We start from the raw sequence: 12,301 nt of genomic DNA, 5'->3' as shown, positions 1-12,301 counted from the left end.
GCCGGCGGCACCCGGGACTGGAGCCGGATCCAGGAGTACGGGAGCACCGCGGTCCGGTTGGGGGACGCGGTGCGGGAACGGGCGGAGCAACTGACCCAGCGGGCCCTCGAGACCATCGAGGCCCGGGGGGCCACGGCCCTCGTCGTGGCCCGGGGGGCCCGGTGGACCGCCGCCGCCACCCTGGGGGTGAGCCTACTGACCGTGATCGCCCTGGCCCGGTGGTGGCGCCGGTTCCAGGACGTGATCCTGGGGTTCTAGGCCATGGGCGCGTACGAACCAGTGACCATCGAGGCCAAGGGGGGCCATTACGAACTCACCCGGGAGGGCCGATTGCTCTTGCGGGTTCCCCGGAGCGTGTTCGAACGGTACCGGAGCGACGCGGTGTTTCCCCCGGCCTGGCCCGCCCGGGAGGAGGAGCACCCCGTCCGGCGGCTGTACTGGAACCCGGACACCCGCGAGTTCCTCATGGCCGGGCTCGACGCCCACCCCGCCCGCACGGCCGAACTCCATGGCGGCACCCCGTTTCGCTCCTATCTCCAGGGGTTCTGGCTCCCCGACCCGCCGGTGCTCCTCTTGCGCCCGTTCTGGAACCCCGCCGACCCCTACGACCCCTTCGACCGCGCCGCCAGGTCGCGGAGCCTCCGCGCCCAGCTCGCCTTCGTGGAACTCCTGGAGGGCCTGCGGCCGCCGCAAGGGTGGGCGGTCGTCCTCAACGCGACCCAGGAGTACCTGGAGGCCCTCGGCATGGGCCCGCGGGGCACCCCAGGGAGCCCGGGGGAGATCCTGTCGGTCTCCCTGGCCCCGCCCGTGCCCCGCGAGGACCCGGCCGCCCGGGCGGCCCTGGACGCCCTGGGGTTGGATCACGTGGGCGACGCGTTTCCCGTGCTCCGGTCCGGCGCGCTCGCGGGCGCCTACGCCCTGGGCCTCCCGTCGGTCCACGCCGTGGAGGCGGTGTTCCGGGCACACGGCCTCCACTACCAGGTGGGACCGTTTCGGCCGCATTGACGTTGGGACGGGGGACGTTGGGACGTTAGGACGCTGGGACGTGAGGACGGTAGACCGCCGGGACGCCCCCTCCTCGCCGCCTCGCCGCCTCGCCGCCTCACCGCCCAGCCGCCTAGCCGCCTAGCCGCTCCGCGGGCACGGCCATCAGGGTCACCTGGGCCAGGGCCACCGATGCCGGGGCGCCGTCCGCCTCGGCCCACACCTCGGACTGGGCCACGAGCACCGTGCGGCCGGGCCGCACCACCCGGGCCCGGCACCGCAGCCGCTCGCCCACCGCCGGCCGGAGGAAGTTGATCTTGAACTCGATCGTGAGGATCCGGCGGTCCCCAGGCACCAAAGTAAATGCCGCGTACCCGGCCGAGTGATCGGCCAGGGTGGCGAGGACCCCGGCGTGGACGAACCCGTCCTGCTGGAGGTGCTCGGGCCGGACCTCCACCACGGACTCCCAGACCCCCGGCCCCACCTCCGCGGCCCGGGCGCCCAGGTGGCCGGGAAACCCCGTGGCGAAATCCTCCCGGAGGAACGCCGCCCGCTCGGGAGAAAGCCGGTCACCGCCCATAGGTCACCCCCGCCACCCAGCCCCACCCAAGGGCGTCCTGGGTGCCCCGGCGGCCCCCGAGGCTCAGGCGCCATCGCCCGAGCACCCAGTCGAGAACCACCCCATACGTCGCGAAGTCCCGCTTCCGGTGCACCCCGAACGGCCCCGAGTACCCGGCCGCGTCCACGCCGACCCGGAACCGGCCCCCCGCCAGGGGGAGCCGGGCCGCCCCGGCCCAGGTGAACACGTCGTCCTGGGAGCCGTTTTTCGTGGGGTCGCCCAGAATCCCCAAGCCCGCATTCAGGCTCACCAAGACCGGCCCCGCCTCCACGTCCCAGAGGCCGGTCAAAAACACGTCGGTCTCGTCGGTGCCCAGGCCCCGGCGGTCCGAGGCGTTGGGGAGCTTCACCCCGAACCGGAAGCTGAACCCCCTCAGGGTTTCGGGGAACAGGGAGAGCTTGGTCCAGAGCCGCACGTCGCCGGACTCGTAGGAGCCCTCCCGGTCGTCGGCCGGGTCGAACCAGAGGAGCTCGTACTGGGCCGAGACCTCGGCGTGGGGCCCCACCCCGAGGGTCGCCTCGACCTCTGGGAACGTCCACAGGACCCCCTTGCCGCCCCGCAGGAACTCGGAGTGCTGCCAGGTGCGGCTCACCCCCAGGGACGCGCTCCAGCCCCGCTCCCCCAGGGTGGAGGCCTCCTCGGTGAGGTACGGCCATTCGGCCCGGGCCGCGGGGCCGCAGAGCGGCAACACCGCGACCGCGAAAAGGAACGCCCTCCGGAGCCTCATCCCTCTCCTCCCCGCCCCGCCCGTACGAGATCCGCCACGGTCACGTTCGCGAGCGCCCACAAGACATCGAGGGCCAGGTGCAGATGGGACCGGGCGTCGGTCAGCAGCGTGGCCGAGGGGGCGAACTCCCCCGCCGCCCCCCACACGAGCACCCGCACCGGGACCCGGGGAAGGGCCGGGACCTCAGCGGCCGCGTCGGCCCCCTCGACGGGCCGCCCGCCCAGGGCGGCCGCGGCCGAAAGGAGCCCCCGGGGCCCCGCCCCAAACGCCTCCACCAGGCGCGGGAGCGGCAGCGCATGGGGCCCCCGGAAAAAGGCGTCGCCTCCGGGCAGGTCCCGGAACCGAACCCATTCCCCCCGGAGCGGGGCCTCCAGGGCCCCGGCCAGGTAGGCCACGGCCACGAGCGCCCGCTGGTACCCCACCGGCCGGCCCGGGTCGCCCTCGAACCCGACGGTCCGGGCCGAGGGGTCCACCGCGACCGTGCGGCCCAGCAGGGGCAGGAGGAACCTCCCCCCGTCCCACCGGGCCCCCGCGGCCCGGGCCGCCTCCCCGGGGTCGCGCGCGGCCAGGCGCTCCCAGTGGGCCGGGTGGAGATCCTCGGCCCGGGCGTAGAGGCGGTTTTCCTCGGGGTTCAGGGGCTGATCGACGGCCATTGGCGCTCCTTGGACGCTCCCGGTATGCTTTTTCGTCTGGCAACGGGGAGGCGGGAAACGAGGCCCCCCTCACCCCGGCCCTCTCCCCCCGGGGGGGAGAGGGAGACAGACGGCGCCCGGTTCCTTATCGGCACGAAAGGATCCCCCCTCCCCTCGTGGGAGGGGGACGGGGAGAGGGGCACAGACGGCAAACAAGACGGCCCGGGCGCCCCTCGGGCGGCCCGGGCCGTCTTGGGTTCCCAAGCCTTTCAGCCTTCCAGCTTCCCAGCTTTCCAGCCTTCCAGCCTCCCGGCCTTCCAGCCTCCCAGCCGTCAATACTCGTACATCGTCCAGATCCCGCAGGGGCACACCCCGGCGCAGAAGCCGCAGCCGATGCATTTGTCGTCGTCCACCACGTACTCGTACCCGCCGCCCTCGGTCTCCCGGCGGGAGATCGCGCCCCAGTAGCAGGTGGTCTCGCAGAGATGGCAGTCGCGGCAGCTCGCGCACGACATGCATTTTCCGGCCTCGCCCTCGCAGGTGCGCGAAAGGTCGTTCTGCCGGGCCCGGTCGTACCACTGGAACTTGATCCGCTCGTAGGGGATGACCTCCTTGCGGTCGTCCTCGTACTCGGTCTTCGCAATCAGGGAGTGCACGTACCGGGCCGCCCGCAGGCCGGAGCCGATGGCGTTGGTGATGAGCCCGGGCCGGGTCACGTCGCCCACGGCAAACACCTTGGGGTCGGTGGTGCGGCCCACCGGGTCCACCCGCACGAACCCCCGCTCCCGGTCGATCGTCTCGGGCAGGTAGTCGAGCTCCGGGGTCTCGCCGATGGAGATGAACACCACGTCGGCCGGAAGGGACGTGCCGTCCTTGAAGTAGATCCGCTTTTCCTCGGGGTCGTAGCGCTCGGTGAACTTGGGGTAGAGGATCTCGGCGCCCCGGGCCTTGGCCATCTTCTGCTCTTTGCCGAAGGAGGCGGGTTTCTGGATGTCCACCGCGGTGACCGTGCGGGCCCCGCAGTTGAAGGCCTCCACGCAGATGTCCATGCCCACGTTCCCCGCGCCGATCACCACCACGTCCTTGCCGGTGAGGTCCCGGGGGTTGCGGGCGTTGATCTCCTTGAGGAACACGATGCCCGGCACCACGTGCTCGTAGCCCGGGAACGGGATCACCCGGGGCGAGTGGCATCCGGTGGCCAGCAGCACCACGTCGTGGGCGTCGTAGATCTCCTTGTATTTCGCCGCGTCCACCTCGACCCCGGTGTGGACCTCGATCCCGGTCGCCCGGAACCGCTCGATCTCCTTGGCCAGGATCTCCCGGGGCAGCCGGTCCTCGGGGATGCAGTAGTAGATCTTGCCGCCGAGTTCGGGCTCGCGCTCGTAGAGGCTCACCTGGTACCCCCGGAGCCGGAGCTGCCAGGCCGCGCTCATGCCGGCGGGCCCGCCGCCGATCACGGCGATCCGCTCGGAGCGCTTGGTCTCGATCCGGGGGGCCGGCCGCTCCAGACTCAGCCGCCCGAGGAAGCTCACGTCCACCGGGTCGGAGAGGTACGCCTGGCGCGAGCAGTGGTCCATGCACAGGTTGGGGCACACGTACCCGCACACCGTGCCCGGAAACGGCGAGTACTTGAGCACGAGATCGAGGGCGTCGGTCTCGTGCCCCTCGCGCAGGAGCCGGGTGCGCTCGTGGGTCGGGATGCCCGTGGGGCAGTACCCCGCGCAGGGCGGGGCGTATTTGTCGTTCTCCCACACGGGGCGCTGGCGCCGGAGTTCCCCGGTCACCGTGAACGGGATGATCGTGCGCTCGTCGGTGATGTAGTCGGCGAAGATGCCGCCCTCGCCCACCCCCTTGAACCACACGTTCCGCCGGAACTCGGCCATGCTCCGGCGCTTCGACCGGGCCCGCTCGGCCCGCTCGTCGGGGGTGAGGGCCACGATCTTCCGCCACTCCTCGGGGCTCCGGGTCAGGGCCTCGTAGAACCCCATGCGGTCGATCGCCTTGAGGAACGGCTTCATGTGCTTTTTGAGCCAGGCCCAGTCGGCGTCGGTGAGCTCGGCGACGCGCACGTCGTCCTCGCTCACCCCCTCGGTGGGCCCCCGGAAGTAGATGGTGCCGCCCACCATGCCGACGCAGGGCCGGTAGCCCAGCACGTTGTCGGGGTTGCGGGGGTTCACCCCGCACACCACGGCGATGCCCCCCGCCTTGAACTCGGCAAAGGAGTCGCCCACGTCCCGGAAGTACCAGGACTGGATCGGGTCGAACCGGGGGTTGTACTTGGTCAAGGTGTCGCACCGGGCCCCGCCCCCGCCCTGGACGTAGAGCACGCCCTGGGCCCCGGCGTTGTGGGCGCCGTTGGCCACGTCGCCCAGCACCGTAATCTTGGCCCCGCAGTTGATCCAGCCCACGTCGTCGGAGCAGGAGCCCTCCACCACGATCTCGGTGCCGAACATGCCCATGGCCCCGAGGCGCTGCCCCGGCGCGCCCACGACCTTGATCTTCACGGTCTCGCCGGTGGGCCAGATGCGGCCGCCGATCCCGTGCTGGCCGTCGGCCACCACCTTGAGCCGGCGCTTCCCGCGCCGGACGAGTTCCTGGATGCGCTCGTCGAGTTCCTTCGACGGAACCCGCTTCCCGTTCACACGACCTTTGACTTCCACGGAAGACGGCATGGTTCGTCCCCTAGCACGCGTACGCGATCTGGAGCCGGTCGGCGATGGCCCGGTCGGCCACGCTCAGCCCGTCGGACATGCCGATCGGCAGCTCCGTGGACCGGCCCATGGGTGCGAAGATCTTCTTGAGTTCCTTGTCCGCGGCCACGAACACGTCCACCACCCGCTCGGCCACCTTGTCGGGGTCAAGCCGGCGGTAGAGCTTCGGGTCCTGGGTGGTGATGCCCCGGGGGCATTTGCCGGTGTTGCAGATGTTGCACCGGTTTCGCTCGTCGCCCAGGCACCCCCCGGCCGCCTGCATGATGTACTTGCCGCAGTCGGCGCCCGACGCGCCCAGCATGATGAGGGCGGCGGCGTTGGCCGCCAGGTTCCCGCTCTTGCCCACCCCGCCCGCCGCGAAGAGCGGCAGCTCGTTCTGCTTCCCGATCTTCACGAGGTTCAGGTAGCACTCCCGCAGGTTCGAGGCGATGGGGTGGCCCATCTTGTCGAGGCTCACGTTGTAGGCGGCCCCCGTGCCCCCGTCCTCGCCGTCGATCGTGAGCGCGGCGGCGAACGGGTTCCGGGCCAGGTTGTTCAGGACCGCCAGCGCCGTCTTCGTGCCCGAGATCTTGGGGTACACCGGCACCCGGAACCCGAACAGCATCGACATGGAGGTGATCATCTTCGCGACCGCCTCCTCGATGGAGTACTTGGTCTGGTGGGTCGGCGGGGAGGCCAGGTCCACGAACTCGGGCACGCCCCGGATGCGGGCGATGTGCTTGAGCACCTTGGCGGCCATCAAAAGCCCCCCGTCCCCGGGCTTGGCGCCCTGGCCGTACTTGATCTCGATGGCGGCCGGGTCGCACTGCATCTCGGGCACGGCGTGGATGATCTCGTCCCAGCCGAAGTACCCGGAGGCGATCTGGAGGATGAAGTATTTGAGGAACGGGCTCTTAAGGAGCCGGGGCGGCATGCCCCCTTCCCCGGTGCACATGACCACCGGGATCTTCTCGACCTCGTTGAGGTAGGCCACGCCCATGGCGAGCCCCTCCCACATGTGGGGCGACAGGGCCCCCACCGACATCCCCCCGATCCGGATCGGGAAGATCTCCCGCACCGGGGGGATGAACGGGGTGCCGTCGCGCACCAACGAGTCCCCCTCCACCCGCAGGGGGAGCTGCTCGGGGGGCAGGTTGCGGCCCAGGTAGGTGCGCACCCGGAACTCGTGGCGGCCGGCGTCGAGGGCCGGGTCGGTGAGCATGGAGATCCGGGTGAACTTGAGCTGGTCCAGGGTGGACACGCCGGGGTCGTTTCGCCGGCCGCCCCGCTTGTAGGGCTCGCCCCCCTGGTTGATGTGCCAGTTGAACTTGTTGGCCGGGTTGAACTCGGGCCGGATCGCGTCGTTGGGGCACACGAGCCGGCACGTGGCGCACCCGATGCACCGGCGGCGGATGTCGGTGACCTGCCGGACCCCGGAGACCACCTTGCGCACGGTGGTGGGAAGGGGGATCGGCCCCGTGGACTCCACGAGTCGCTTCTCGAACACGCCCGGCTCGATGGCCCGCACGGGGCACACCGCGGTGCATCGGCCGCAGCGGGTGCACTGGGCGTCGTTCCAGTGAATGACGTAGGGCAGGTCGCTCAGGCTAAGCTGATGGTTGTGGTCGAGCCGTCCAGCTGATTCCATACCTCGATCTCCTTGGCGCCGGGGCGCACCGCAACGAAGTCGTACTTCATCGGGAACACGTCCTTCTCGACGTCCCGGTTGGGCACGGCCGAGGTGAGGCCGCAGACCTCCGACATGAGCCCCACCCGGCCCTTCACCCCGCCCACCACGCCGGGCCGGAGCTTCTTGGCGTCCTGCACCATGAACACCGTGCCGTCCCGGTCGCAGCCGATCACGCAGTTGGGCCCGTCGATCGTGAGCATCCGGAGGCTGCGCTTCATGAGCCGCAGGGCCTCGGCGTCGGGCCGCCCGCCCATCTCCTCGTCCTTCAGGGGCGTGATCACGTCCTTGTAGTAGGGCAGGGGGTAGCCGAGCCGGCACCGCACGTAATGGAGGATGTGGGCAAACACCTCGCTGTCGGAGTTGTAGCCCACGTACCCGGGCTCGCCCCGGCTCATGAGGTACTCCCGGATCGGGACGAACGCTGTGTTCTCCCCGTTCGTCATGGTGAACACGCCCTGGATGAAGAACGGGTGGCAGGCGTAGAGGTTGATGGCGTAGTTCGTGTTCTGGCGGCCTTGCGCGAACACGATCTTCGCCGGGATGGGCTTCTTGTCGAGCCCGAAGAACTCGCCGACCTCCAGGGGGTCGCCCACCTCCTTGAGGGTCACCACGTCGGGCCAGAAGCTGAACACGGTGATCGAGCCGCCGTCCCGCTCCCCCATGGCCCGGATCTCCAGGCGGGTCTTCAGCAGGAACTCGGCCTTCTCCTCAAAGGGCTTGTCCCGCATATGGTCCGGGTACTCGAAGGCCTTCACGATGTAGCGGTCGTGGCGCTCCACGGTGGGCCCGGGGTTCGGGTGGAGGGCCGGCTCCCACATGTGCTTCGTGCGAAACCCCTTCGAGACCATGAACTGGTCGAGGTCGTAGAACCCCTTGTCCGTCGTGATGGCCGACAGGACCGGGTACTCCTTGAGCTCCTCGAACTCGCCCCCCAGATCCCGGAGGATGAGGCCCAGGCCGGAGCCGTCGTGGCCCTCCTTCATAGTTTCAAGGGCGAGGATGTTCTCCATGGGGGAGAAGTACTCGTCCGAGATGATCGCGGCTAACCGACACATGAACGTTTCTCCTTGCCCTGGCGGGCTGCCCATTCTTTACGCACACGGCCCCGAAGGCTCGGCACGGTTGTACGCCAGCGAACGAGCGAAAGCAAGCTTCTTTGTGCCTAATTCTTGGGCATTCGCGGACGCAAAAACCGCCCCCCAAAGGAGGCGTCCTCTCGGTCCCAGGGTCCCCGCGGCTCCCCGCCCTACTCCCCTCCGGCGCTCACCGACACAAACACCAGGGGCTCGCGGCCGGCCCGCATCCCGTGGGCCTCGCCCTCGGGCACGAACACCACCGTGCCCGCCTCGACCGCGTGGGCACCCTCGGGGGTCAGGAACGCCCCCTCCCCGGCCGTGATGACCCAGACGTGGTCCCCCTTGTGCACGTGAGGGTGGATCTCGTCGCCCGGTTCGAGCCGCCACACCGTGACCCGGCTGTGGGGCCCGGAGGCCACCGGGTTCTTGCGCCCCACCGCGCACTGCGCCACCGACAGGATCTTCATGACTGCGTCCTCCCTCTCGCGGCCTTCTCGGCCAACCCCGAGGTCCCGAACCGGCGCTCCAGCTCGGCGCCCACCCGGGCCGGGTCGATGCCCCGGTGGCCGAGGAGCACGAGGCAATGGAACGCGAGGTCCGCCAGTTCATACACGAGCGCGTCGTCGTCGGCCGCCTTGGCGGCCAGGAGGACCTCCACGGCCTCCTCCCCCACCTTCTGGAGGATCTTGTCCTCCCCCTTCTCCAGGAGCCGGCACACATAGGAGTCGGGCCTGGGGTTCGCCTTGCGGTCGAGGATCACCTCGTAGACCCGGCGCAGGATGTCGGCGGTCGGCGCTTGGCTGGTCACGGCGGCAACTCCCTGGTGGAACGGCTGGAAAGCTGGAAGGGCTCCCGGGCACGAAGTTCTCCGTGTCCTCCGTGCCCTCCGTGGTAGAAAACCCCTACCCCTCGAGCCGCACCGGCACGCCCCGGTCGGCCAGGTAACGCTTGACCTCTTCGACCGTGAGCTCCCGGAAGTGGAAGATGCTCGCCGCGAGCGCCGCGTCGGCGCCGCCCACAGTCACGGCCTCGTACATGTGGTGGGCGTTTCCCGCCCCCCCCGAGGCGATCACCGGGATCTCCACCGCGTCGGCCACGGCCCGGGTCAGCGCCAGGTCGAACCCGTCCTTCGTGCCGTCGGCGTCCATGCTGGTGAGCAGGATCTCCCCGGCCCCCAGGGCCTCGACCCGCCGGGCCCACTCCACCGCGTCGAGGCCGGTGGGCTTGCGGCCCCCGTGGGTGTAGACCTCCCACCCCTCCCCGGGGCCCTCGCCCCGGCGCTTCGCGTCGATGGCCACCACGATGCACTGGGACCCGAACCGGCGGCTCGCCTCGGCCACCAGCTCCGGCCGCTGCACGGCCGCGGTGTTGATCGACACCTTGTCGGCCCCGGCGAGGAGCAGCCGGCGCACGTCGTCCACCGTGCGCACCCCGCCGCCCACGGTCACCGGCATGAACACCCGCTCGGCCGTGGCCCGCACCACGTCGATGATGATGTCGCGCTCGTCGCTCGAGGCGGTGATGTCGAGGAAGGTCAGCTCGTCGGCGCCCTGGGCGTCGTAGAGCTCGGCCACCTCCACGGGGTCCCCGGCGTCCCGGAGGTTCACGAAGTTCGTGCCCTTGACCACGCGGCCGGCATTCACGTCGAGGCAGGGGATGATGCGTTTTGCGAGCATGGGTTCTCGGCTGGAAGGCTAGAAGGCCAGGAGGCCGGGATGCTGGGAGGCTCGGAACCCCTTTTCCGACGCCCCGCGCCGCGGGCTCACCGGGCGCCCTCGGCCAGGGCGAGGGCCTCGGCGAGATCGAGGGTCCCCTCGTAGAGGGCCCGGCCCGTGATCACGCCGACCACGCCGTCCCCCTCCAGGGGGAGGAGGCGCTCGATGTCGGCGAGGGTCGAAACCCCGCCCGAGGCGATCACGGGCCGTCCGGCGGCCCGGGCGAAGGCGGCCGTGGCCTCCAGATTCACCCCGGTCTGCATGCCGTCGCGCTCGATGTCGGTGAAGATGAACCCGGCCGCACCCCGGCCGGCCAGGTCCCGGGCCAGGTCCTCGGCCGCCACATCGGTCACGTCGGCCCACCCCCGCACGGCCACCCGGCCGCCCCGGGCGTCGATGCCCACGAGCACCCGGCCGGGACGGGCCTCCGACAGCCGGCCCACGAGGTCGGGGTTTTCCACGGCCGCGGTGCCCAGGATCACGTAGTCCACCCCTTCGGCGAACCAGGCCTCGGCCGTGGCCTCGTCGCGGATGCCGCCCCCGAGCTCCACCTCCACGTCCACGGCCCGCCGGATGGCTCGAACGGCCTCCCGGTTCTCGGGCCGGCCCGAAAACGCGCCGTCCAGGTCCACCACGTGGATCCGGCGGGCCCCGGCCTCGGCCCACCGCCGGGCCACGGCGGCCGGGTCGTCGCCGTACACCGTGGCCTCGTCCATCCGGCCCTGGCGCAGCCTGACGCACCGGCCGCCCTTGAGATCGATCGCGGGAATCACGAGCATTCTTGTTTTCCCTTCGGGAAACGGTGGGAGAGCCCCCTCACCCCGGCCCTCTCCCCCAACGGGGGAGAGGGAGTCACACGGCCCCCGGCTCCTTGCCGGCGCGAAACGGTTCCCCTCCCCCGGTAGGAGGGGGACAGGGGGAGGGGGTAGCCGTCCCAGCGTCCTAACGTCCCAGCGTCCGAACGGTCTCCCAGAACCCCCGGAGCAGGGCCAGGCCCACCCGCTGGCTCTTCTCGGGGTGGAACTGGCAGGCGAACAGGTTGTCCCGGGCCACCGCCGCGGCGAACTCCACCCCGTACTCCGTGGTGCCCACCACCACCCCCGGGTCCTCGGGCACCGGGTAGTAGGAGTGGACGAAATAGACATACGCCCCGTCGGGCACCCCCGAGAGCACCGGGTGTTCCCGGACCTTGCGCAGCCGGTTCCAGCCCATGTGGGGCACCTTGCGCCGCTCGGCCGCCCCGGGCTCGGGGTGGGGGAACCGCACCACCCGGCCCCGCAGGATGCCGAGGCCCGGCACGGGGCCGTTTTCGTCGCTCTCGTCGAACAGCAGCTGGTACCCCACGCAGATCCCCAGGAACGGGGTGCCCGCGAGGATCCGGTCGCGCACCACCTGGGCGAGCCCGAAGGCCTCGAGCTTTCGCAGGCAGTCCCCGAACTCCCCCTGGCCGGGCAGCACCAGGGCCGCGGCGTCCCGCACCCGGGCCGGGTCGCGGGTCACCACCGCCGGGGCCCCCACATGCTCCAGGGCCTTTTCCACGCTCCGGAGGTTCCCGGAGTCGTAATCCAGGACCGCCACCTCCACGGTCACAGGCTCCCCTTGGTCGAAGGCACCCCGGCCCGCCTCGGGTCCGGCGAGGCCGCCCGGCGGAGGGCCCGGCCGAAGGCCTTGAACACGGCCTCGATCCGGTGGTGGTTGTTCCGGCCGGCGAGCACCCGGACGTGGAGCGTGACGCCGGCGTTTCGCACCAGGGCCTCGAAGAACTCCCGGAAGAGCTCGGTGTCCAGGTCCCCCACCTTGCCCGGGGGGATGCCATCGTCGTAGCTCAGGTGGGCCCGGCCCGAGAGGTCCAGGGCCACCTGGGCCAGGGCCTCGTCCATGGGCACCACGGCCTCCCCGAACCGCTCGAGCCCCCGGCGGTCGCCCAGGGCCTTCGCCAGGGCCTGGCCGAGGCAGATCCCCACGTCCTCCACGGTGTGGTGGGCGTCCACGTGGAGATCCCCCCGGGCCTCCACCTCCAGGTCCACGAGCCCGTGGACGGCCACGTGGGTGAGCATGTGGTCCAGGAACCCCACCCCGGTCTGGATCCGGTGGGCGCCGGCGCCGTCCAGGTCCAGCGCCAGTTTCACCCGGGTCTCCGCCGTCGTCCGCTCGATCTCGGCCCGTCT

At 71.0% G+C, this 12,301-nt stretch carries 14 protein-coding genes; 2 read left to right on the top strand and 12 right to left on the bottom strand.

Annotation, left to right across the window (positions count from 1 at the left end; genetic code table 11):
- Both ACY0I8_RS12540 and ACY0I8_RS12535 read left to right on the top strand, forming a co-directional pair.
- Positions 1 to 258, top strand: a 258-nt coding sequence (locus ACY0I8_RS12540; RefSeq protein WP_461395018.1) for a hypothetical protein, incomplete at its 5' end; no start/stop codon positions are given.
- A 3-nt stretch (positions 259 to 261) separates the two neighbouring features.
- Positions 262 to 1,005, top strand: coding sequence for a hypothetical protein (locus ACY0I8_RS12535; RefSeq protein WP_459943235.1), 744 nt, complete (start codon positions 262 to 264; stop codon positions 1,003 to 1,005).
- A 112-nt stretch (positions 1,006 to 1,117) separates the two neighbouring features.
- On the opposite strand, the gene ACY0I8_RS12530 is transcribed toward ACY0I8_RS12535, so the two are convergent.
- From ACY0I8_RS12530 to hisB, 12 genes are all read right to left on the bottom strand, one after another.
- Positions 1,118 to 1,564, bottom strand: a complete 447-nt coding sequence (locus ACY0I8_RS12530) for a PaaI family thioesterase (protein ID WP_459943234.1) — start codon at positions 1,562 to 1,564, stop codon at positions 1,118 to 1,120.
- Entirely contained in the window at positions 1,554 to 2,330 is a 777-nt protein-coding gene (locus ACY0I8_RS12525; protein WP_459943233.1) for a hypothetical protein, read from the bottom strand. The genes ACY0I8_RS12530 and ACY0I8_RS12525 overlap by 11 nt, the downstream gene beginning before the upstream one ends.
- Positions 2,327 to 2,983 carry a DUF3786 domain-containing protein gene (locus ACY0I8_RS12520; RefSeq protein ID WP_459943232.1) on the bottom strand — a complete coding sequence of 219 codons (657 nt, stop codon included), beginning with the start codon at positions 2,981 to 2,983 and terminating at the stop codon, positions 2,327 to 2,329. The genes ACY0I8_RS12525 and ACY0I8_RS12520 overlap by 4 nt, the downstream gene beginning before the upstream one ends.
- 311 nt (positions 2,984 to 3,294) lie before the next feature.
- The gene (locus tag ACY0I8_RS12515; protein ID WP_459940976.1) at positions 3,295 to 5,634 is read right to left on the bottom strand and encodes an FAD-dependent oxidoreductase; all 2,340 of its coding nucleotides are present in this window, start codon (positions 5,632 to 5,634) and stop codon (positions 3,295 to 3,297) included.
- A gap of 10 nt (positions 5,635 to 5,644) precedes the next feature.
- Positions 5,645 to 7,300 carry a glutamate synthase-related protein gene (locus ACY0I8_RS12510; protein WP_459940975.1) on the bottom strand — a complete coding sequence of 552 codons (1,656 nt, stop codon included), beginning with the start codon at positions 7,298 to 7,300 and terminating at the stop codon, positions 5,645 to 5,647.
- Positions 7,255 to 8,397, bottom strand: coding sequence for a class II glutamine amidotransferase domain-containing protein (locus ACY0I8_RS12505; RefSeq protein ID WP_459940974.1), 1,143 nt, complete (start codon positions 8,395 to 8,397; stop codon positions 7,255 to 7,257). Before ACY0I8_RS12505 ends, ACY0I8_RS12510 begins: the two co-directional genes overlap by 46 nt.
- A gap of 191 nt (positions 8,398 to 8,588) precedes the next feature.
- Positions 8,589 to 8,885, bottom strand: coding sequence for a cupin domain-containing protein (locus tag ACY0I8_RS12500; RefSeq protein ID WP_459940973.1), 297 nt, complete (start codon positions 8,883 to 8,885; stop codon positions 8,589 to 8,591).
- A complete protein-coding gene (locus ACY0I8_RS12495) occupies positions 8,882 to 9,226 on the bottom strand; it encodes a phosphoribosyl-ATP pyrophosphatase (protein WP_459940972.1) in 345 nt (114 codons plus the stop codon). Before ACY0I8_RS12495 ends, ACY0I8_RS12500 begins: the two co-directional genes overlap by 4 nt.
- A 94-nt stretch (positions 9,227 to 9,320) precedes the next feature.
- The gene (gene hisF, locus ACY0I8_RS12490; RefSeq protein ID WP_459940971.1) at positions 9,321 to 10,094 is read right to left on the bottom strand and encodes an imidazole glycerol phosphate synthase subunit HisF; all 774 of its coding nucleotides are present in this window, start codon (positions 10,092 to 10,094) and stop codon (positions 9,321 to 9,323) included.
- Positions 10,095 to 10,180: 86 nt separating this feature from the next.
- Positions 10,181 to 10,912, bottom strand: coding sequence for a 1-(5-phosphoribosyl)-5-[(5-phosphoribosylamino)methylideneamino] imidazole-4-carboxamide isomerase (gene hisA / locus ACY0I8_RS12485; protein WP_459940970.1), 732 nt, complete (start codon positions 10,910 to 10,912; stop codon positions 10,181 to 10,183).
- A gap of 163 nt (positions 10,913 to 11,075) precedes the next feature.
- Positions 11,076 to 11,717, bottom strand: coding sequence for an imidazole glycerol phosphate synthase subunit HisH (hisH, locus tag ACY0I8_RS12480; protein ID WP_459940969.1), 642 nt, complete (start codon positions 11,715 to 11,717; stop codon positions 11,076 to 11,078).
- A gap of 2 nt (positions 11,718 to 11,719) precedes the next feature.
- On the bottom strand, positions 11,720 to 12,301 hold a 582-nt coding region (hisB, locus tag ACY0I8_RS12475), incomplete at its 5' end, for an imidazoleglycerol-phosphate dehydratase HisB (protein ID WP_461395017.1).

It is taken from the genome of Deferrisoma sp., assembly GCF_054681715.1.
Note: the sequence above shows the minus strand (reverse complement) of the source record. Positions and strands in the feature narration are given on the sequence as shown.